Genomic DNA, 20,975 nt, shown 5'->3' with positions numbered 1-20,975 from the left:
AAAAAGGTCCTTCACGCAATCCCGGAAAACTGTAGGAGCCAGCCTGCTGGCGATGGACTCAAGCGCGCCGCGTTCATCCAGTTCACCCGCGTTATCGTTGACGACCATCGCTGGCAGGCCAGCTCCTACAGGGGACCGCGTTCATCCAGCTCACCCGCGTTATCGTTAACGACCATCGCTGGCAGGCCAGCTCCTACAGGAGACCGCGTTCGGCTCTCCTGTCACCGGCTGGCGTCCAGCACCACGCGGTAGCGCGCCTTGCCGCTGCGCAAGTGATCGATGGCGTCGTTGATCCGGCTCATGGGAAACATCTCGACCTGCGGCAGGATCTGATGGCGGGCGCAGAACTCCAGCATCATCGCGGTGTTGGCCGGTGAACCCACCGGTGAGGCGGACATGGTTTTTTGTTGGGGAATCAGGTTGAACACGTGCACCGGAATCGCGTCGGGCACGACGCCGACAAAGTGCAGGCGCCCCTTGCCGCGCAGGGTGGCGAGCATGGCGGTCCAGTCGAGGTTGGCGTTGGCGGTGACCAGAAGAAAATCCAGGGTGCCGGCAATGTCGTTGAGCGCATCGGAGTCGGTCGAGGCAACCACCTTGTGTGCGCCCAGGCGCCTGGCTTCGTCCTGCTTGCTCAGCGATGAGGTGAACGCCGTGACTTCGCAGCCCCAGGCGTTGAGAAAGCGCAGCGCCAGGTGACCAAGGCCGCCGATACCCACCACGCCGACCCGGTCGGTGGGCTTGATGCCGAATTCCACCAGCGGGTTGAACACGGTCGAGCCGGCACAGAACAACGGCCCGGCCATTGCCGGGTCGAGCCCGGCCGGGATCGGCAGGGCCCAGGCCCAGTGCGAGCGGACGCGGTCGGCAAAGCCGCCGTTGCTGCCGATGATGGTCGGTTGCACCGTGCTGCACAGGTTATGCGAGCCTTCGATACAGGACGTGCAATGCATGCAACTGCCCTTGTACCAGCCGATGCCCACCCGTTGCCCCAGTTCCAGGCCACGCACCTGATCGCCCATCCGCACGATACGACCGACCACCTCATGGCCGGGAATGAACGGGTAGCGGCTGATACCCCAGTCGTCGTCGATCAGCGACTGATCGGAGTGGCAGACGCCGCAATACTCTACGGCGACTTCCACCTCATCGTTGCCCAACGGACCGGGATCGTAGCTGTAGCGTTCCAGTGGCGCGCCCGCTGTCGTGGCGGCCCAGCCGGTAAAGGTGGTGAGTTCGCTGCTGTCGCTCATGGGATACCTCCAGATCAGAAGTCAGGGGGCTTGGCCGCTCGGGAGCAGCGGCGGAGCGAGGAAAGTGTAGCGGGTTGCCGGCGTCGCATCGGGCGCGAGCCTGGATACTTGAAAATACAAAGGCGCCCGATCTGGACACAATGCCGATACATGAGCGCGGTTTCATGGGGCCAGGTCCCACGACAACAGAGAGCTCCGCCATGTTCCGCAAACTGCAGCAGGTCGCCAGAATGTTCAGCCAGAGCGCCCGATTGATGGTCGGCGTTCCCGAGTACGACAACTACGTGGCACAAATGGCCCGCAACCATCCGGGCGAGCCAGTGATGAGTTATGAGGCGTTTTTCCGCGAACGCCAGGAAGCGCGTTTCGGTCGGGGCAAGTGCAATACGCGGTGCTGCTGACTCGAGAGCTACCTCAGAAATCCAGATCAATCACGAAGGCATCATCGAAGTCGGGGTTTTCGTTGATGCCGTTCTTGGCATAGCCCCGAGGGTTGCAGACCACGCGGGTGTTGCCCACCCGATAATCAAAACTGCCATGGGTGTGGCCATGCAGCCACAGCGCCGGCTGCCAGTCTTTGATCCGCGATTCGAGATCCGAGACAAAACTCGAGTTGATAGGCGAATCGGCAAAGGTCGGGCTGATGCTCGATCGTGTCGGGGCGAAATGCGAGACCACCACCGTGGGCGTGCTGCTGTCGCGGGCGAAGCAGTCTTCCAGCCAGGCGACCGTCTGCAGAAACACCAGCTGGGAAATGGCCGGCGTGAACAGGTCTGGAAAATCGGGGGCGATCTTGATGTGGCTGAAGTCACGGATCAGTTGAGTCGCCAGGTTGATACCCAGCGCTCGATCCTCGGGGCTGTCGAGCAGACGATAGTCAGACCACAAGGTGCAACCGAGAAAACGCACGCCGTCGTGCACGTACTCCTTACGTTCCAGCACGTGGATCTGCGTGCCTTGCGCCAGGCTGTTCAGCTGTTCGTAGGTCGAGACCAGGTCACTGCCATAGAACTCGTGATTGCCTGCCACGTACAGCAGCGGAACCGGGCACGCCCTGGCCCACTCGATGGCCTTGGCGGGTCGCGCGATGTCCCCGGCGAGCACGACAATATCGGCGTCCACGGCGGGAAAGGGGACCGCGTTGACGGACAGGTGCATGTCGGACAGCAAGGCGATGCGCATGGATCAACTCCGGCGTGTCTTGGAGGGCTGGTCAATCAAGTTACGCGTTGTGAGCCCGTCGCCACAACCCTGCTCCCACAGTTTGATCTTCAGTGAACGCCAATCCCACGGCTGGCCAAAATCCCTGTGGGAGCGGGCTTGCCCGCGAAGAGTCCGGCAAATCCAATAGAGATATTGGCTGAACTACCGCCTTCGCGGGCAAGCCCGCTCCCACAGTTTTGATCTTCAGTGAACGCCAATCCCACGGCCGGCCACAATCCCTGTGGGAGCGGGCTTGCCCGCGAAGAGTCCGGCAAATCCAATAGAGATATTGACTGAACTACCGCCTTCGCGAGCAAGCCCGCTCCCACAGTTTTGATCTTCAGTGAACGCCAATCCCACGGCTGGCCAAAATCCCTGTGGGAGCGGGCTTGCCCGCGAAGAGTCCGGCAAATCCAATAGAGATATTGACTGAACTACCGCCGTCGCGAGCAAGCCCGCTCCCACAGTTGACCTGTTTACTTCAAATACCACCCCCAAGGCTTGTCACTGACGTACTCGGTCACCTGCTTGACCTCCAGGTAATTGTGCAGCCCCCATTGCCCCAGTTCCCGGCCGATGCCGCTGTGTTTCATCCCGCCCCAAGGCGCTTCGACGAAGGTCGGTTGCGAGCAGTTGACCCAGACGATCCCGGCGCGCAGCTGGTTGGCGACCCGGGCGGTGCGCTGCAGGTCGGCACTCATCACGGCGGCGGCCAGGCCGAAGCGGCTGGCGTTGGCCATTTGTACTGCTTGTTCTTCGGTCTTGAAGCGCTTGATGCACAGCACCGGGCCGAACACTTCTTCGCGCCACAGAATGCTGCTGTGGCCGGGCTCATCGAAGATCGCCGGCTCAATGAAATACCCTTCGGCCAGATGCGCCGGGCGCCGTCCGCCCGTGAGCAAACGGGCGCCACTGGCCAGGCCCTGATCGATGAATCCGAGCACCTTGTCATACTGGCCCTGGCTGACCAGCGGACCCAGCAGAACCCCGGGCTGCATGCCGGGGCCGATGCTGATCTTGCGGGTTTCCTCCACCAGCCGTTCGATCAGGCGTGGGGCGATGCTTTCCTGCACCAGCAGGCGTGATGTGGCGCTGCACACCTGGCCCTGGTTCCAGAAGATCCCGAACAGAATCCACTCCACGGCGGCTTCGACATCGGCGTCATCGAACACGATAAAGGCCGACTTGCCGCCCAGTTCCAGGCTGATATTCTTGATGTCCCGCGCCGCCGCCGACATGATTTTCGCCCCGGTGGGCACGCTGCCGGTGAAGGCCAGTTTGTCCACGCCGGGATGTTCGGTGAGCGGGCTGCCGGCGTCGGCGCCCAGGCCGGTGACCAGGTTCAATACCCCGGCGGGCAGGCCGATACGGTCGGCGGCGGCGGCCAGTTCCAGGGCGGTCAGCGGCGTCAGCTCGGACGGTTTCAGCACCACCGTGGCCCCGGCGGCCAGCGCCGGCGCCACTTTCCACGCGGCCATCAGCAGCGGGTAGTTCCAGGGAATGATCTGCCCGGCCACGCCTATCGGTTCGTGGCGGATGCGGCAGCGGAAACGCTCGTCCGGCAGGGCCAGCGGCTGGTCCTGCTGCTGATCCAGTTCGCGGGCCAGACCGGCGTAGTAACGAAAGCAACCAATCGCATCGCCAATGTCCCACTGCGCTTCGGGCAGCGGTTTGCCGTTGTCGCGCACTTCCAGTTCCGCCAGTGCCTGTTTGCCGGCCTCCAGTTCATCGGCCAATGCCTCCAGCCACTGCGCACGCTCGGCGCCGCTGGTCTGACCCCAACCATTATCGAAGGCCCTGCGAGCGGCGCGCACGGCATGGTCGACATCTTCTTCAGTACCCGCTGCCACGCGGTGCAAAGCCTGTTCGGTGGCAGGATCGATCACGTCCAGATAGCCACCCAGGTCCGGGCTGACCCATTCGCCGTTGATGTAGAGCTGATCACGCATGGTGCGACTCCTGGACGCCGGTGCGGCGGTTTTGCAGATGGCGGGAAGTGAACAGCAGGGCCAGCGACACGCAGATGATCACCGTGGAAATCGCGTTGATCTCCGGCGTCACGCCGCGGCGGATGGAGGAAAAGATGTAGATCGGCAACGTCGTTTCGGAACCGGCGACGAAGAAGGCGATGATGAAGTCGTCGAAGCTGAAGGTGAAGGCCAGCAGGAACCCGGCCATGATCGCCGGGCTGATCTGCGGCAGGGTCACCCGCCAGAAGGTGTCCATCGGTGGCGCGTACAGGTCCGCCGAGGCTTCCAGCAGGGCCTTGTCGAGGGAATCGACGCGGCTGCGCACGATCACCATCACCAGGGCCATGGTGAACAGCGAGTGTGCGGCGATCACGGTGAAGAACCCCATGTTCAACTTCGGCACAGTGGGCAGCCAGCTCGCCAGCAGCGGGTTGATCAGGTCGAACAGGCTGATGAAGGCGATCAGCGTCGAGATACCGATGACGATACCGGGCACGATGATCGCGCAGTAGGTCAGCGCATCGAACAGCAGGCGCACCTTGGCGCCGCAGCGCTGCAAGCCGAACACCGCCAGGGTGCCGAACAGCGTGGCGATCACCGCCGAGCTGAAGGCGATGAGCGCGCTGTTACCCAGGGCTTCCATGATGAAGGGGTTGCCGAACGCGGTGCCGAACCATTGCACCGAGCAGCACTGGAAGGCCAGGCCACTGCGCCCGGCGTTGAAGCTGAACAGTACGATCAAGGCAATCGGCGCGTAGAGGAACAGGTACAGCGAAGTGGAATAGCTGCGCAGCCACATGTCACAAACCTCCGTCGGCAGGGCGGCCGCCGTAGCGCGCCACCAGTTTCAGATACACGCCGATGATCAGCAGCATCATCGCCACCAACGTCATGGCCAGCGCACTGCCGAACGGCCAGTTGCGCGATTGCAGGAACAGGTCGACCAGCGCATTGCCGACAAAGAACACCTTGCCGCCGCCGAGAATGGCCGGGATCAGGAACTCGCCCATCAGCAGGATGAACACCAGCATCACCCCGGTGATGATCCCCGGCGCGGACAGCGGCAGGGTGATCCGGCGAAAGCTTTCGAAGGCGCTGGCGCCCAGGTCGGCGGACGCTTCGAGCAGGCGCTTGTCGAGTTTTTCCAGGCTGACGTAGATCGGGAACACCATCAGCGGCAGGTAGCCGTAGACGATGCCGATCAGCACCGCCCACGGCGTGTTGATCAGCCGCACATCCTCAAGCCCCAGGCTGGCCAGCAGCGCCGGAATGCCTTTGCCGCTGAGGATGAAAATCCACGCATAGGTGCGGATCAGAAAACTGGTCCAGAACGGCACGATCACCAGGGTCAGCAACAGCGAGCGGCTCCTGCTGACCTTGACCGCGAGGAAGTACGCGAGCGGATAGGCCGCCACCAGGCACACCAAAGTGCCCAGCGGCGCGAGCATCAGCGTGTTGCTGAACGCTGCGCCGCGAGAGCCGAGGTTCAGGTAGTTGGCCAGGGTGAAGCCACCGGCGTAACCGCCCACGGCGCTGCGCTCGCCGAAACTGAAAACCAGGATGATCACCAGCGGCATCAACAACAGCAGCAGGAACCACAGGGTCGAAGGCAAGAGCATCAGCAGGGTAATGCGCCGGCCGAGGCTGCGCCGCTGGCGAACCTCGGCCGACAGGGCATGGCCCGGCTGCACCGTTTGCGGGTGGGCGGCGGCATTCATGGATGACTCCTCATTGGCCATGGTCAGGCGATCAGGCGGACTTGAAACGCGCCATCAGTTCGGCACGCGCCGGGCTGGTCAGCGTCGCGGCGGCACCGAACTCAAGCGGGCTCAAGGCCTCGGCGGCCGGGTACATGATCGGGTCGTCGAGCATCGCCACCGGCAGCAAGGCATCGACACGCTTGTCGCCGCTCGGGTAGCCGTGGCTCAGCACTTCCAGCTTGTTGTGCTGCGGATCGAGCAGGTAGTTGATGAACGCGTAGGCGGCGTCCTTGTGTTCCGAACTTTTGGGAATCGCGAAGAAGTCGCTCCACAACTCGCCCCCTTCCTTGCCCAATTCGAACTGCATTTGCGCGTTGTCGCGGTGCAGTTGCGAAGCGTCGCCGGTCCAGGACATCGCCAGCCAGGCATCGCCGCTGCGCATCGACGGCTGGATGTCGGAGTTGATCGCGAACAGGTGCGGCTTGATCTCGATCAGCAGCTTTTCCGCGTCGGCCAGTTCTTTCGGGTCCAGGGAGTTGAAGCTGTAGCCGAAGCTTTTGAGGGCGTTGCCAATGGCGGTCAACTGGTAGTCGTGGACCATCGTCCGGCCACTGGCCGGGCCCTGGGCGGCGACCCAGAATTCCTTCCAGCTGGTCGGGCCGTTTTTCAGCTTGCCGGCGTCGTAGAGCATGCCAGTGGTGCCCCAGTTTTTCGGTACCGCGTAGACCTTGCCGTCCACCGTGCCCTGGGCCATGAATTTCTGCTGGAACGCCGAGGCATCGAAGTTGGGAATGCGCGACAGGTCCAGCGGTTCGATCAGGCCCAGCCCGACGTAGGTGCTGATGGTGTAGTTGGTCGGCACCAGCACGTCCCAGCCACTGCCGCCGGCCTGCAATTTGGCGAGCATTTCCTCGTTGGAACCGAACACGCTCATCGACACCCGGGCGCCGGTGGTCTTGCCGAAGGCGTCGAGGTTCTCCTGGCTGTGGTAGTTCGGCCAGGTCGCCAGCGACAGGCGATCACCGAGCTTGGCCTGCTCGGCCGCCTCGGCGCTGGAGGTCAGCAGGCCGGGCATGTTGGTGGCGACCACGGCGGCAGCGATACCGAGGCCGGTGCGACCAAGGAACTCGCGACGGCTGATCGAGCCGTTCTGCCAGCTGCGCAGGGTTTGTATAAAAGTCTTCTGGTCCATAGCACGCTCCATATCCGGTTGATGAATCGAATCGATGATTTACAACGCCATGGCCAGGCCATTGGCGTGATCCCAGCCGACGCGAACCGCTGCGCCGTGTTCGAAGGCATTGGCGCCGTGATCCTGCTGGCGCGGCACCCGCACGCAAACCACGCCGAAGGCCTGGGTGCGTACGCGGTATTCGGTGGAGTTTCCCAGGTAGATCCGGTCTTCGACGCAGCCCGGCAGCTTCACTTCGCGGCTCATCTCGGCATGGGCGCCGGCGATGCTGATCAGCTCCGGGCGCACCGCAATGCAACCGGCTGTGTTGGCGCTCAGGGCTTTACCGGTGGGCGTCAGCGGGCTGGTCAGTTCCAGACCCTGCTCGGTACGCAGCACCACCGAATTGCCGTTGAGCTGGCGCACGGTGCCGTCGAACAGGTTGGACTCGCCGATAAAGTCGGCGACGTAGCGGCTGGCCGGAGCCTCGTAGAGTTGCTCCGGGGTGGCGGTCTGGATGATCGAACCGTTGTGCATCACGCTGATGCTGTCGCTCATCGACAGGGCTTCTTCCTGGTCGTGGGTGACCAGCACGAAGGTGATGCCGACCTCGCGCTGCAAACGCAGCAACTCCGATTGCATCTCCTTGCGCAGCTTGCGGTCCAGCGCGGCCAGCGGCTCGTCGAGCAGCAACACCGTCGGCTTGTTGACCAGCGCGCGGGCGAGGGCAACACGCTGTTGCTGGCCACCGGAAAGCTCGCTCGGCTTGCGCTGGCCAAAGCCGCTCAGGCGCACCATTTCCAGCGCTTCATCGGCCATGCGCAGTTGCTGTTTCTTGTCCGGGCGCGGTGTGCGATAGCGCAGGCCGTAGGCAATGTTCTGCGCCACGGTCAGGTGCGGGAACAGCGCGTAATGCTGGAACACCATGTTCACCGGCCGCTCGAACGCCGGCACACCGGCCACGCTCTTGCCGGCCAGACGAACCTCGCCGCTGGTGGGCTGTTCGAAGCCGGCGATCATGCGCAGGGTAGTGGTCTTGCCACAGCCCGAGCCGCCGAGAAAGGAATGAAACGAGCCACGCCGCACCGCGAAATCCAGACCGCTGACGGCCTGCACCTCGCCATAGCGTTTGACCACATTGCAGAATTCGATATCGCTTGGCGGGGTGTTGTTCACGAGGCGGGCTCCCTTGCAGTGATGAATCAGTGCGTCGGGGGCCAAACTAGCAATGGGGGTTTTGCGGTGTATATATCCCTACGGGGATAGAAGCAGATTGTTGTAGGAGCGAGCTCGCTCGCGATGGACTCAAGAGCGCTGCGTTCAGCCAGTCATCCCGCGTATTCGTTAACGACCATCGCGAGCAAGCTCGCTCCTACACAAAATGCAGATGCGTGTTTAAAGACATCCGGGGTTACTTCGCGAAGGCTACACCACCTTGCGTCGTTGCCTACAGGTACGCCAGAATCCGCCGGCTTGTGCGCCTTGGGCCTGGGTTTTATCGTTTGCCGGTCACTGGATAACAACAGTGATCGGGTTTGGTAGCCCGGCTATGTGAGGTGCAAAGCGTCATCATCTGCAGCGTTTTTCTACTCTGCTCTATGGTGGCCATGCACAGGGCGCCTTCGGGCGCGCCGGTCTCCTTGCATCCCGGTCTACCAACCTGCGTATGGCCACCACCCTCCGTTTGGTAGCGTGAGAGTGATGGCTCCTTTTTACGATGCGAGGAGTTTCGCTATGTTCAAGGTCACACCCAACCCGCCTGACACTGATCCGGCATCTCCGTGCGAAAGCCTCGATTACGACCTCAACCCCGGCCCCCAGATCATGGCGACGCCGCGCAAGCCCAGCACCATGTTCATCGTCAATCCCGAACTCAATACCGAAACCTTGCTGGTGCACGCCTGCGAGTCGCTGGCGTCGGCCAATGTCATGGCCAACGATCTGGTGGATCATCTGGAAGGGCCGAGCCGCAATGCATTGTTGGGTATTGCGCAGGTGATCATGTTGGGGGAGTTGGCGGTGAACCGGGCACTGGATCAACTCGATCCGCCTGAATAACCACACCTATCCAGGCAACACAAAGACCTGTGGGAGCGGGCTTGCTCGCGAAAGCGATATTCCAGTTGCCATATCAGTTGCCTGACACACCGCTTTCGCGAGCAAGCCCGCTCCCACAGGGTGTTGTGCTAGCTGACAGGTATCAGGCCTGCAGCCTGAGGCCGGGCGCCTGCAACGGATCCTCCGTCAGCTCCCGAATGAACAACCCCAGCAACTCCGACTGGCTGCCAATCCCCAGTTTGGCGTAGATGTTCTTGCGGTGAATTTTCACCGTGCCGGGGCTGATGTTCAGTTGTTCGGCCACCGAGGCGCTGGAGTGGCCGCGCAGCAACAGCTGGACAATCTCCTGCTCGCGCCCGGTGAGGATGTGCGCGCCGAAGTGGTCGAAGGCTTCGCGGATCTTGAAGTCCAGGTCCTGCGCCGGTCGCGGTTGCTGGGCCTGGCGCAATCGCCAGGCTTCATTGATGACCTGTTCGACCACCGCTTGCGCACACTCGACCAACTGCATTTCGTCCCGGCTGAAGGCGCAATTGGCACTGGAGCGCATCAGCGACAACACCGCCGTGGCGCCGTTGCCGAGGTCGACGAAAAACGCCACTTCCTCGGCCAGGCCGGTCTGCTGGTAATAGGTCAGGAAGTATTCGCCAAGGTAGAAATGGTCGGGGGCGAACTGGCGCAGACGCCACAGCCCCGGCGCCTGCCCGCGTGTACAAGCCAGGTAGAACGGATCGAGCAGGTAAGGCCCGCACTGGTAGTCGTCGACATACACTGCGCGCTTGTCTGCTGAGAACGTATCGAACAACGCCAGTGGCCGGTGATTGCCTTCGTAGACAAACAAGACGAAATGATCGACCGGGCAGATTTGTCGAAGCCAGTGGCTCAATCCCGACAGCCGCGCATGCCCGGCAGGCAGGTCGAGCAGGTGGGCGACTCCGGTGGTCCAGAGTTTCAGTTCCTTGGGGCGCATGGCGACTACAGGCAGAAGAGGATGGCCTTTGGATGCACAAAGTACGCCATGGCGGGTGGCCCCGTGTGGAGCGGGGTGGCGCACGGCAAGGCGTTTAAAAGACGCACCGCATTGGGGCCGGGTGTTACCGAGTGCTACAGGGTTGGTAGCAGAAATGATCAGGAGCACAGGTGGCTTTCCCTGAGCTCAACCCTCGCCCCCGGAAAACCTGCGCGCCAGCTGTCGCTGTTCAAATGCCTCGCTGATGAAGTCGATGAACGCCCGGGTCTTGGCCGGCATGAGGGCGCGAGTGGCGAAGTACATGGAAATGGTGCCGGCATCGGCGTACCAGTCCGGCACCAGGCGCAGCAGGTCGCCGCGTTCGATCCAGCCTTGCACATCCGCCACGGCGAGAAACCCTACGCCCAGCCCCAGCAATACCGCCTCGCGCACGGCAACGGGATCGTTGACGATGATGCTTTCCCTGACTTGCGCGGGCACTTCCACGCCGGCCTTGTTGCGCATGCTCCAATAACGTACCCGACCGGTCTGGGGGGATCGCATCAAGATGCCTTCAAGGTCTTCGAGTGCGTCCGGGGTCGCGGGGACAGGACGGCCCCGCAGGTAATCCGGTGAAGCGACAGCGATGACATGAGCAGGGGCCAACGGTCGTGAAATGACGCCTTGGGCCAGCTCAAAGCCAGCGCCGATGGCCACGTCATAACCATCGGCGATCAGGTCTACCTGGCGGTTCTCGAAATGCCATTCCGGGCGAATCAACGGATAACGGGCCAGAAACGCCGGCAGCAGGGGCAGCACGTGGCTGATGCCAAAGGTTGGCGCCATGCTCACCTTCAGTTGCCCGCAAGGTTCGCCCTGATCGGTCGCCACTGAACTGATCGCGTGTTGCAAGGCGTCGAGGTTGCCGCCGATGGACGCCAGGAAGTGCTCGCCGGCTTCGGTCAATGTCAGCTTGCGGGTCGAGCGATGGAACAAGCGGACGCCAAGGTTGCGTTCAAGCATCGCCACATTGCGGCTGACAGCGGCGGGCGTCAGGGCGAGATGACGGGCCGCGGCCGAAAAGCTGCCGGTCTGCGCGCTACGGACAAAAGACTCCAGATTGGCCAGGGTTTCCATCGCTCACCTGATACGAATGCTTGAAAGTGATTTAAGTCATTGCACTCTAATCATTAAGTATTGGCGCGGCCATGATGATTTCACCTTAACCCGAGAGTGAATCCATCATGACGACCCAAACCCTCCCGCTTGCCGGAAAAGTTGCCCTGGTTACCGGCGGCTCGCGTTCGATCGGCGCAGCAATTGCCAGGCGCCTGGCCGCCGACGGTGCGCAGGTGGCACTGACCTACAGCGCCTCGCCGGACAAGGCCCGGGAAGTGGTGCAGGCCATTGCCAGCGAAGGCGGCCGCGCCATGGCGATTGCGGCGGATGCCGGTGAACCGCAAGCGATGCGTGCGGCGGTTGCGCAAACCGTCGACACCTTCGGGCGCATCGATATTCTGGTCAACAATGCCGGCCTGGCCCTCGGCGGCCCGATCGAAGACATCGAGTTCGAAACCTACCAGCGCATGATCGCGGTCAACGTCACCGGCGTGTTCGTGGCCACCCAGGAAGCCGTGCGCCAGATGAAGGACGGCGGCCGCGTCATCCATATCGGTTCGTCGATGACCCGTTATGCCGCATTCCCCACTGCCTCTCTGTACACCCTGACCAAAGGCGCGATCACCGGTTTCAACCGCAGCCTGGTGCGTGACCTGGGACCAAAAGGCATCACGGTCAACACCGTGCATCCGGGCCCGACCGATACCGACATGAACCCGGATGGCGGCGCGGTCAGCGATTTCGTCAAGCCCGGCATCGCTGTTGGCCGCTACGGCCAGCCCCACGAAATTGCCAGCCTCGTGGCCTTCCTCGCCGGCCCCCAAGCGGCCTTTATCACCGGCGCCGACATCGTCGCGGACGGCGGTTTCACGGCTTGACCCATTTCTTTCATTGAACGAGGAATTTTCACTATGACCACTATCGGTGTGATCGGCGCGGGGGCTATAGGCAGTGCTTTTGCCCGGGCAGCGGCAAGCAAGGGGATCAGCGTCATCCTTTCCAACAGCCGTGGCCCGGCGTCGCTGGTTGAGCGGGTCAGGGAACTGGGGCCGCTGGTCAAGGCCGGCACCCGGGAGGAGGCCGCCGCACAGCCGATCGTGCTGGTCGCGGTGAACTGGTCGAAGTTGCCGGCAGCACTGGCAGGGCTGCCGGACTTCGCCGGGCGGATCGTGATCGATGCCAACAACCCGATCGAAGCGCCGCTGTTCAAGGGTGTCGATCTGCATGGCCGGACTTCCAGCGCGGTGTTCTCCGAGCTGGTACCCGGTGCCCGGGTGGTCAAGGCATTCAATCACCTGCAACCGCAGCTGATTTGCGCCGACCCGGGGAGGGAAGGCGGGCGCCGCGTGCTGTTTTTCTCCGGCGATGACCCGCAAGCCAGGGAGACGGTCGGTGGCTTGATCAACCGCCTGGGTTTCTTCGGCATCGACCTGGGGATGCTCGACGTCGGCGCCCGGCTGGTGCAGTTTCCTGGCGGACCTTTGCCGGCACTCAATCTGGTCAGTTTTGCCTGAGCAGATTGAGGCGCGCCTTTCATTGCCGCAACCGCCATCAGCGCCCAGACACCGACGGGCGCTGCCCAGTAGACGGCAACAGGATCGTCAGAATCCCCAGCAGCGGCAGGAATGAACACAGCGTGTAGACGTACTCGATGCCATGGATATCGGCCAGGTGCCCCAGCAGCGCAGCACCGATCCCGCCGAATCCGAACATCAGGCCGAAGAACACCCCGGCGATCATGCCGACGTTGCCGGGCACCAGTTCCTGGGCGAAGACCACGATGGCCGAGAATGCCGAGGCGAGGATGAAGCCGATGATCATGCTCAACACGCCCGTCCAGAACAGGTCGACGTAGGGCAGGGCAAGGGTGAACGGCGCTGCGCCGAGGATCGAGAACCAGATCACCCGCTTGCGGCCGATCCGGTCGCCGATCGGGCCGCCAAAGAACGTGCCCGCCGCGACGGCGCCGAGGAACAGGAACAGGTACAGCTGCGAACTGGCCACCGACAGGTCGAATTTCTCGATCAGGTAGAAGGTGAAGTAACTGGTGAAGCTGGCCATGTAGAAGTATTTGGAAAACACCAACAGCGCCAACACGATCAGAGCGAAGGTCACCCGCCGTTTCGACAGGCCGTGGGTGGCCTTGCTGCCTTGCTTGAGCTTGAACAGGTTCAGGTGATTGCGATACCAGCGGCTCAGGCCATATTGCACGAGGATGGCGAACACCGCGAACAGGCCGAACCAGGCGACGTTGCCCTGGCCATAGGGAATGATGATCGCGGCGGCCAGCAAGGGGCCGAAGGCGCTGCCGGCGTTGCCGCCGACCTGAAAGGTCGATTGCGCCAGGCCGTAGCGACCGCCCGAGGCCAGGCGCGCCACCCGCGAGGTCTCCGGGTGAAAGGTCGACGAGCCAACCCCCACCAGCGCCGATGCCACGAGAATCGCCGGGAAACTGCCGACCATCGACAGCATCAGGATACCGATCAGGGTGCAGACCATGCCGGCCGGCAGCAGCCACGGTTTGGGATGACGGTCGGTGTAGAAGCCGATCCAGGGTTGCAGCAGTGAGGCGGTGAGCTGGAAGGTCAGGGTGATCAGGCCGACCTGGGTAAAGCTCAGACCATAGCTGGCCTTGAGCATCGGATAGATCGACGGCAGCACGGCCTGGATCAGGTCGTTGATCAGGTGCGCCAACGCACAGGCGCCGATGACGCGCATGACCAGGGGGCTGGCCTGGCTGGCGACCGAGACGGTGGGTGAGGGCGAGCTGAGGGTGGTGGTCGACATAGGCAGGTTTCCGGATAAAAAAACGCGAGCCGCGAACGCAAGGCGCAGCCAATTTCAGGGTTCGGCGTTATCCTATGGCCCACAAAGTCGCCCGTCTCGCGCAACTCGGGCGCGGACCATCGCAAAAAGGGCGTCATGATCAAGCCATTACAGACATTTCTTGCGGAGATCGACCAGGGCGGCTGGAGCGTTCGCAGCAGTGCGACCGACTACCCGGAAAACTGGTTTATCGCGCCGCATTCCCATGAAAAGCATCAACTGATCTATGCCATCGAAGGTGTGATGGTGGTGCACGCCGCCGCCAGCCAATGGACGGTGCCGCCGAGCCGTGGCATCTGGATGCCGAGTGGGGTAGTGCACTGGATTCGCTGTGTCGGGCCGATCAAGATGCGCAGCGTGTTTGTGCACCCCGGCGCGAGCCCGGACCTGCCCGGTGAAACCCGCGCGGTGAGTGTGTCCGCATTGCTCAGTGAGCTGATCAAGGTCTCGGTGGATTTCGATTTCAATGGCGACCCGGACTCGCGGGAAGCCCGGGTGCTGCGGCTGATCCTGGATGAACTGACGATACTGCCGACCTTGCCATTGAACCTGCCGCAGCCCAGCGATCAACGGATCAGCCAGATCTGTAGCGCGTTGCAGCAGGACCCGGGCGATGGCTCGACCTTGTCGGACTGGAGCGCGCGGTTGAGCCTCGACGCCAAAACCATCCAGCGCCGCTTTCGCAAGGAAACCGGCATGACTTTCGGCCAATGGCGCCAGCAAGCGCGACTGCTGCTGGCGCTGGAACGCATCGCCGTCGGGGAGAAGATCATCGACATCGCCGGGGCGCTGGGATACGACAGCCCGAGCGCGTTCACCACCATGTTCAAGAAGCAGTTCGGCAAGACGCCGAGTGATTTTTTCAAGTGAGGCGGCCGCCCGTGGGACGGCCGCTTGATGCCTGAATCCGCTCAGGATCCTTGCGGTGTTTCACCCCGGGCCAGTCGGGCATTGATGTCTTCGATGACCGCTGGCAGATCGACGATGGTGTCGATCAGGTAGTGCGGGCGGGAGCCTTCGAACATCCTGACGATGCGGGCCCGCTCACTGTCCAGCCTGTCGGAAGGCAGGGCCTTGTATTGCTCGTAGGTCAAGCCCAGGGCATTGCCGGAACAGGTCAGCGCGACCGTCCACATCCCGGCGGCACGGCCTTCGAGAATGCCGGGCCAGGTGTCGTCGACCTTGACGCAGGCGGCGACGTCACTGATCCCCAGGGCAATCACGTTGGCCAGGGCCTGGGCCGGGTAGGGACGGCCGTTCGGCACCTCATCGGTGGCCACCACATGGTCCGCCACGTAGCCATTGTGCCGCGCCAGTTCGACCACTTTTTCCATGACCACGGCCGGGTAACCGGAGCACGAGCCGATTTTCAGGCCCTTGTCGCGCAAGGCATTGATGGTGTTCAGCGCGCCGGGTATCAGGGCCGAGTGCAGGGCGATTTTCTCGATCTGCAGCGGCATGAAGCGTTCGTACAGTGCGGTGACATCGTCATCGGTCGGCAGGCGGTCAAACACGGCACGGTAGCGCTCGGCGATCTGCGGCTGATTGCACAGGGTGCGGATGTGATCCCACTTGCCCATGCCCATCGGGCCCCGGGCTTCTTCCAGCGAAACGGCGACGCCGAACTCGGCAAAGGCCTCGACGAAAATCTGCGTGGGGGCGAAGGAGCCGAAATCGACAACGGTGCCGGCCCAGTCCAGGACCACGGCTTGCAGTTGGGTCGGTTGTTGGTAGTTCATGGTATTTCTCCATTTTTTGTTGTGGGCAGGCCGTCCCTCCTGTCGCCAGGAAGTAGGCCTGTGGATTGCTCAAGGGTGAGACGAAATCAGGTGGCCGGCGTTGGGCTCGAGTCGAACAGCTCCGCGATCATCGGCCGGTTTCGGCGAATGCCCAGGCAGCACAGGTGGTAGTCGATGGAAAACGGGTGATTGACGAAGGTGATCGGTTTGGTGCCGGGCGTTTCGGTGTACTCGACGGCCGAGACGAAACCGATACCGATGCCCTTGGCGATGGCATGGACGATGGCCTCGCGGCTGTTCAACTGCATGACGCAATTGAGGGCGACGCCCAGGCGCTTGCAGCTTTCCTCTACCAATTGGCGAGTGCGGGAGCTTTTTTCCCGCAGCACCCATTTCTCTTCGCTGATCTGCTCGACCTGTACTTCTTTCTGCCGGGCCCAGGGATGGTCCTCGCGCACCACCGCAATGATCGGGTAGCGCCGGTAAAGCTGCGTGTCAAAACGCTGGTCGAATTCGGACAGGGCCAGGATCGCCACATCGATATCGAAGTTGAACAGGCGATCCAGGGTCTCTTTTTCCGGAGAAAACGAGGTTTCCAGCTCGATGTCCGGGTGCCGCTGCATCAGTTCGTAGGTCAGGTTCATCGCAATGGGCGGGGACACTGCGCCCAGGCGCAGCATGCCGGTCTTGCGTTGCTTGAAACTCTGCAGCAGTTGCACGGCTTCATCCTCCTGGCCGAACAGGCCCTGGGTGATCGCATAGAGTTGGTGCCCGGCGGCACTCATTTCGATAAAGCGGCCGCGGCGATGGAACAGCTCCACGGAAAACTTCTTCTCCAGGGCATTGACCTGCTCACTGACCGTGGGCTGGCCGACGCTCAGGTACTCGGCGGCGAGGGTGAAGCTGCCGGTCTTGGCCACCGCATGAAATGAACGTAGCCACTTGTGGTACTGGTACATAGACGATCCTGTTCAGAAGCCGCGCCTTCGATTCAACCTGCCGTGCCCGGCAATCAACGCCTGATGAACAACGCGACAATTGCACTGCACAGGCAGGCGCTGGTGACCACGATGAAGATCAGCGAGGTGTTGCCGGTACTGTCGAGCATACTGCCGATCAGCGGTTCCGCCAGGCCGGCGAACAGATAGGAAGAGAAGTTCATCACGCCGGTCGCCGTGCCGGCGCGCTTGGCGCCCACCAGGTCCGGGCACAGTGCCCAGAAGCTGGAAGCGGGGCCGTACACGAAGAAACCGCAGAGGAACAACGCCACAAGGCCGGTCGCGCTGTGGGGGGCAAGGGTCCACATCCACATACTGGTCGCTGCGCCGAGGAACATGTAGAGCATGATCGCCAGGTAGCGTTTGGAGCCGAACAGCTTGTCCGAGATCCAGCCGTTGCTCAGCGCGCCGATGGCCATGCCGACCGGAAGGGCCACGGTGATCCATTTCGGATCGATCATGCTGTCGCCGCTTTTCCAGTTGGCGCCCAGAAAGTGCACCGGCACCCAGACGATCAAACCGTAGCGGGCAGCGTTCTGGAACCCCAGGGACACGGCGGCGATGATCAGGCGAAAGTTCTTCAGTACCGCTTTGTAGCGTTGCGCCGATGTTTCGGTTTCACCGTGCGCCACCTCATGGTTCTTGTCCTCGGCGTTGGCCACGCCCGTGTCGGCCAGCGGTTCGAACCCCAGGTCTTGCGGACGCTCGCGGGCCACCAGGTAGAAGATGATGCCGCCCGCCAGCATGAGCAATACGGGCAGGCGGAAGATCCAGCGCCATTCCAGATGCATCACTTCCAGCACGATGATCGAGGTCACGTAGGAAAGAACGGAAGCGCAACCGGCCGCGAACACATACAAGCCGTAGACCTTGCCGCGTTCGCCCGCGCTCCACCAGTTGGAGATCAGCCGACTGCCCGGCGCCCAGCCCAATGCCTGGAAGTAGCCATTGATGCCCCAAGGCAAAATCAACGCGGCAAAGTTGCTGGCGAAACTGGTCACCCAGTTGGCGCCGCAGGACAGCACGGCGCCCAGCGTCATGATGCGCCGGCCACCGAACTTGTCGGCGAGGTTGCCGTTGATGGCCTGGCCAATGGCGTAGGCCCAGAGCATGACGGCCGATACCCAGCCAAGGTGCTCTTTGGTAAAGCCGAACTCGGCCTGGATACCGGGAATGGCGAAACCGAACGTTTGTCGCCCGGTATAGAAAAACAGATAGCAAAACATGGCGGCCAGCAGCATGCGCCACTGGGCGACGCGAAACGATGCAGTGTGTACGGCGAGACCTGGCATGGTTTGGGCACGATTCATGATCTTTTCCTTATTCTTGTTCGTTCCCTGCGAGTTGCGGCGCAGGGTGCACTCTTTTTCAGGTGCGGCAGGAAATCGTCGCGGCTCGTTACGCCGCTGGCAGTGTAGTGTCTTGGGGGCTGTCGAGCCCTAGGCCGCTCGTGAGCCGATGAAGTTCTTGCCGCGTGCGCCCTGCAGGGCGAAATCGATCATGACTTGCGCCTCTTCGGCCGTTACGCCGTAGTCGGCGAATTCGGTCTTCACATCCAGGCTGTGCAGGAAGGCGCGCAAACGGGCCTGGGCTTTATCCAGGTCTGGTCCGAAAACCCGTTGCAGGGTCTTGTCACGCGTTGCGTCGTGGCCCCAGGCAAGGCCCAACACCAGTGGCAAGGTGAAGGAGCAGGCGATGCCGTGGGGCAGACCGTAGTGCAAGGTCATCTCATAGGAAATGGAGTGGGCCAGCGCGGTCTTGGTGTTGGAGAACGCCATGCCGGCCTTGAGTGCGGCGAGGGCCATCCGTGAACGCAGTTCCTGGCTGGACAGGTCACGCCGCAGCAAGGGCAGGCATTCGAGGATGTCCTCGATGGCAGAGATGGCGAAAGTGTCGGAAAGCGGGTTGGCGTTGATGTTCCAGATCGACTCCAGTGCGTGGGACAAGGCATCCAGGCCTGTGGAGACGGTGACGCTGGCCGGCACCGTGAGCATCAGTTGCGGATCGATGATCGCGACCTTTGGCCAGGTACAGTCCAGGTGCAGGGAATACTTCTTGTGGTTGGCCGCGTCCCAGATCGTCGCCCAAGGCGTGACTTCACTGCCGGTGCCTGCCGTGGTCGGGGCTGCGATCAGCTGTTTGCTGCGTACCGGAACGAAGGGTTTGCCGCTTGCCAGCAATGCCAGCAGTTCATCGAAGCGGCCTGACTCGGTGCCGACAATCAGCGCTTTAGCCGTGTCGATGGCACTGCCGCCTCCGACGGCAATCACCGCATGGCAATCGCCGGCTTCCTGCCAGAAGCGTTCATAGGTCGCGCGCAGTTGCGCGACATCGGGATTGGGCTGGACATCTTCGATCACGTAGACCAGACGTTCACCCAGCAGCGCCTGGAGGCGATCCACCAGCCCCAGGTCACGGGCTTCGGGAAAGGTTACGACGGCAACGTTCTGGTGTTCGGTGATGGCGGCCAGCTCTTGCAGGCTGCCCCAGCCGAAACGGGTATCCACTGGGTTGTGAAATCGGGCGGTCATGGCGGGTCCTTGGTTTTTGTTGTTGGAAGTGACGCCATGCTCGCGGTCCACGCACTGCTGCACAAATCGATAATTCGCAGGTTTGAATCGGCTGGGCCGATAGTGGGGCGAGCTTACGGGACACGTATCCACCTGTGAGTTGAATGAACGAACGCTGCACGGCGTAAAGAAATCACCTGGAACACTGGGGGAAATGCGCTGTTTCCCTTCATCGAGCCCTTGAGTGTCGGCCAGCACGGTCCGTTCTATGAGTTGCGCGTCTACGACCTGGTCAGCAGCGGGTTGCAGCCGACACTCGACGGCTGGAGCAACGCCATTGAAGCGCGGACCACCGAACCCTATTCGCCGGTGTACGCGGCGTTTACGCCACCGACGGCGTCTGGCCGCCGGAAAACTCCGGCCCGCAACTGCGCGACATGCGCTCGACGATCTACCTGCCAGCGAGGTTTTCGCCCTTGCAATGACGAGGGCTCGGCTCATGCGCAGCCGAACGGTGCGCATTAGCGACGCGCCGGAAATGGCCCTGTAAACTGGCGGCGCAAAAGGCGCTCGCCTTACCCTTTCAAGCAAGAGAAATTCCAATGGCAAACCACGACCTGACCTTTACGCCTGACCTCGATGCCGATTCGATCTCCTCCGACGTCGTCGGTTTCGCCGGTGTGCTGGTCTCCACCCAGATCCCCACCCGTGCCGACGGCAGCCTGGAACTGGGCGACATCACCCTGCAAAGCGAATGCACCCTGCAAGCGCTGAAGGTTGCCCTGGAACGTGCCGGCAGCTCCATGGACCGCGTGATGCACCTGACCATCTACCTCACCGACATGGCCGACCGCGCCGCGTTCAACGAGGTCTACAAACGCTACTTCGCCAAGCCGTGGCCAGTGCGCGCGGCTGTCGGGGTTGCCTCGCTGGCGGTTGAAGGCATGCGCGTGGAAGTGACCGCGATGGCGGCCAAGGCCTAACTGCAGCAACACACACACACACACAAAACCCTGTGTGAGCGGGCTTGCTCGCGAAAACGGAGTGTCAGCTTGCATGAGTGTTGACTGACCCAGCGCTTTCGCGAGCAAGCCCGCTCCCACAGTTGAATGTGTTGTGCACAAATTCTGAGTACGACATGAAATCCCCCTGTGGGAGCGGGCTTGCCCGCGATGGCGGCGTGTCAGTCGACATCAATTTTGGCTGTCACACCGCTTTCGCGAGCAGGCTCGCTCCCACAGGGGATGTTGGGCAGGGGCTAAATTTTTGGTCAACGCCGATCAAATGTAGGAGCGAGCTTGCTCGCGATGAACACAAGGGCGACGCGTGCATTCAGAATGCCCGCGTCATCGTTAGCGTCCATCGCGAGCAAGCTCGCTCCTACATGGATTCAGGCAGGGTAGATCTACCCAAGGCCACCACCGGGCAGCATACGGGTGCCGGTCAGGCATTTCGCCGCTACAATGCACGCCTCGACCGTGA

At 62.2% G+C, this 20,975-nt stretch carries 20 protein-coding genes and 1 pseudogene; 7 read left to right on the top strand and 14 right to left on the bottom strand.

Annotated elements, in window-relative coordinates:
* Positions 1-221: 221 nt before the first annotated feature.
* Positions 222-1,253 carry an NADPH-dependent aldehyde reductase Ahr gene (gene ahr / locus ACXX83_RS12545; RefSeq protein ID WP_458548618.1) on the bottom strand — a complete coding sequence of 344 codons (1,032 nt, stop codon included), beginning with the start codon at positions 1,251-1,253 and terminating at the stop codon, positions 222-224.
* Between the two features lie 200 nt (positions 1,254-1,453).
* Between ahr and ACXX83_RS12540 the strand changes: the two genes are divergently transcribed.
* Positions 1,454-1,654 (top strand): YbdD/YjiX family protein, encoded by a 201-nt coding sequence (locus ACXX83_RS12540; protein WP_458548617.1) that lies wholly within the window; start codon positions 1,454-1,456, stop codon positions 1,652-1,654.
* 13 nt (positions 1,655-1,667) lie between these two features.
* Here the strand turns inward: ACXX83_RS12540 and ACXX83_RS12535 are convergent, their stop codons facing one another.
* The 6 genes from ACXX83_RS12535 to ACXX83_RS12510 all read right to left on the bottom strand — a co-directional run bounded on the left by ACXX83_RS12535 (position 1,668) and on the right by ACXX83_RS12510 (position 8,473).
* Positions 1,668-2,435: a metallophosphoesterase gene (locus ACXX83_RS12535; protein WP_458548616.1), complete on the bottom strand. Its 768-nt coding sequence runs from the start codon at positions 2,433-2,435 to the stop codon at positions 1,668-1,670.
* A 497-nt stretch (positions 2,436-2,932) separates the two neighbouring features.
* Positions 2,933-4,405: an aldehyde dehydrogenase family protein gene (locus tag ACXX83_RS12530; RefSeq protein ID WP_458548615.1), complete on the bottom strand. Its 1,473-nt coding sequence runs from the start codon at positions 4,403-4,405 to the stop codon at positions 2,933-2,935.
* The gene (locus ACXX83_RS12525) at positions 4,398-5,225 is read right to left on the bottom strand and encodes an ABC transporter permease (protein WP_015095519.1); all 828 of its coding nucleotides are present in this window, start codon (positions 5,223-5,225) and stop codon (positions 4,398-4,400) included. Before ACXX83_RS12525 ends, ACXX83_RS12530 begins: the two co-directional genes overlap by 8 nt.
* A 1-nt stretch (position 5,226) precedes the next feature.
* On the bottom strand, positions 5,227-6,144 hold the full coding sequence (locus ACXX83_RS12520) for an ABC transporter permease (protein WP_458548614.1): 918 nt from the start codon (positions 6,142-6,144) through the stop codon (positions 5,227-5,229).
* A gap of 31 nt (positions 6,145-6,175) precedes the next feature.
* On the bottom strand, positions 6,176-7,318 hold the full coding sequence (locus ACXX83_RS12515; protein ID WP_458548613.1) for an ABC transporter substrate-binding protein: 1,143 nt from the start codon (positions 7,316-7,318) through the stop codon (positions 6,176-6,178).
* 39 nt (positions 7,319-7,357) lie between these two features.
* On the bottom strand, positions 7,358-8,473 hold the full coding sequence (locus ACXX83_RS12510) for an ABC transporter ATP-binding protein (RefSeq protein ID WP_126046138.1): 1,116 nt from the start codon (positions 8,471-8,473) through the stop codon (positions 7,358-7,360).
* 558 nt (positions 8,474-9,031) lie between these two features.
* Between ACXX83_RS12510 and ACXX83_RS12505 the strand changes: the two genes are divergently transcribed.
* Positions 9,032-9,355: a DUF6124 family protein gene (locus ACXX83_RS12505; RefSeq protein WP_217835464.1), complete on the top strand. Its 324-nt coding sequence runs from the start codon at positions 9,032-9,034 to the stop codon at positions 9,353-9,355.
* A 142-nt stretch (positions 9,356-9,497) separates the two neighbouring features.
* On the opposite strand, the gene ACXX83_RS12500 is transcribed toward ACXX83_RS12505, so the two are convergent.
* Positions 9,498-10,322 (bottom strand): response regulator transcription factor, encoded by an 825-nt coding sequence (locus ACXX83_RS12500; RefSeq protein WP_126046136.1) that lies wholly within the window; start codon positions 10,320-10,322, stop codon positions 9,498-9,500.
* Positions 10,323-10,508: 186 nt separating this feature from the next.
* Positions 10,509-11,438: a LysR family transcriptional regulator gene (locus tag ACXX83_RS12495; protein WP_458548612.1), complete on the bottom strand. Its 930-nt coding sequence runs from the start codon at positions 11,436-11,438 to the stop codon at positions 10,509-10,511.
* 107 nt (positions 11,439-11,545) lie between these two features.
* Here ACXX83_RS12495 and ACXX83_RS12490 point away from each other — a divergent pair, with 107 nt between their 5' ends.
* Both ACXX83_RS12490 and ACXX83_RS12485 read left to right on the top strand, forming a co-directional pair.
* Positions 11,546-12,298: a 3-oxoacyl-ACP reductase family protein gene (locus ACXX83_RS12490; RefSeq protein ID WP_102702576.1), complete on the top strand. Its 753-nt coding sequence runs from the start codon at positions 11,546-11,548 to the stop codon at positions 12,296-12,298.
* A gap of 33 nt (positions 12,299-12,331) precedes the next feature.
* Positions 12,332-12,934 carry an NADPH-dependent F420 reductase gene (locus tag ACXX83_RS12485; protein WP_458548611.1) on the top strand — a complete coding sequence of 201 codons (603 nt, stop codon included), beginning with the start codon at positions 12,332-12,334 and terminating at the stop codon, positions 12,932-12,934.
* A 37-nt stretch (positions 12,935-12,971) separates the two neighbouring features.
* On the opposite strand, the gene ACXX83_RS12480 is transcribed toward ACXX83_RS12485, so the two are convergent.
* Positions 12,972-14,207 (bottom strand): MFS transporter, encoded by a 1,236-nt coding sequence (locus tag ACXX83_RS12480; RefSeq protein WP_458548610.1) that lies wholly within the window; start codon positions 14,205-14,207, stop codon positions 12,972-12,974.
* Positions 14,208-14,342: 135 nt separating this feature from the next.
* Here ACXX83_RS12480 and ACXX83_RS12475 point away from each other — a divergent pair, with 135 nt between their 5' ends.
* Complete coding sequence (locus tag ACXX83_RS12475; RefSeq protein ID WP_458548609.1) at positions 14,343-15,116, top strand: AraC family transcriptional regulator; 774 nt, start codon at positions 14,343-14,345, stop codon at positions 15,114-15,116.
* A gap of 41 nt (positions 15,117-15,157) precedes the next feature.
* Here the strand turns inward: ACXX83_RS12475 and phnX are convergent, their stop codons facing one another.
* The 4 genes from phnX to psrA form a co-directional block, all read right to left on the bottom strand.
* Complete coding sequence (gene phnX, locus ACXX83_RS12470; RefSeq protein WP_223542617.1) at positions 15,158-15,985, bottom strand: phosphonoacetaldehyde hydrolase; 828 nt, start codon at positions 15,983-15,985, stop codon at positions 15,158-15,160.
* 86 nt (positions 15,986-16,071) lie between these two features.
* A complete protein-coding gene (locus ACXX83_RS12465; RefSeq protein ID WP_217835458.1) occupies positions 16,072-16,944 on the bottom strand; it encodes a LysR substrate-binding domain-containing protein in 873 nt (290 codons plus the stop codon).
* 53 nt (positions 16,945-16,997) lie between these two features.
* Complete coding sequence (locus ACXX83_RS12460) at positions 16,998-18,293, bottom strand: MFS transporter (protein ID WP_458548608.1); 1,296 nt, start codon at positions 18,291-18,293, stop codon at positions 16,998-17,000.
* Positions 18,294-18,422: 129 nt separating this feature from the next.
* Complete coding sequence (gene psrA / locus ACXX83_RS12455) at positions 18,423-19,514, bottom strand: iron-containing alcohol dehydrogenase PsrA (protein WP_126046131.1); 1,092 nt, start codon at positions 19,512-19,514, stop codon at positions 18,423-18,425.
* Positions 19,515-19,712: 198 nt separating this feature from the next.
* On the opposite strand from psrA, the pseudogene ACXX83_RS12450 reads away from it, so the two are divergent.
* Both ACXX83_RS12450 and ACXX83_RS12445 read left to right on the top strand, forming a co-directional pair.
* Positions 19,713-19,978, top strand: a pseudogene (locus ACXX83_RS12450) (NIPSNAP family protein); the annotation flags it as partial.
* Positions 19,979-20,095: 117 nt separating this feature from the next.
* Positions 20,096-20,476 (top strand): RidA family protein, encoded by a 381-nt coding sequence (locus tag ACXX83_RS12445; RefSeq protein WP_116582778.1) that lies wholly within the window; start codon positions 20,096-20,098, stop codon positions 20,474-20,476.
* The last annotated feature ends 499 nt before the right edge of the window (positions 20,477-20,975 follow it).

The sequence above is a fragment of the Pseudomonas sp. GNP012 genome, assembly GCF_054343835.1.
This window is presented reverse-complemented; position numbering and strand designations above follow the sequence as displayed.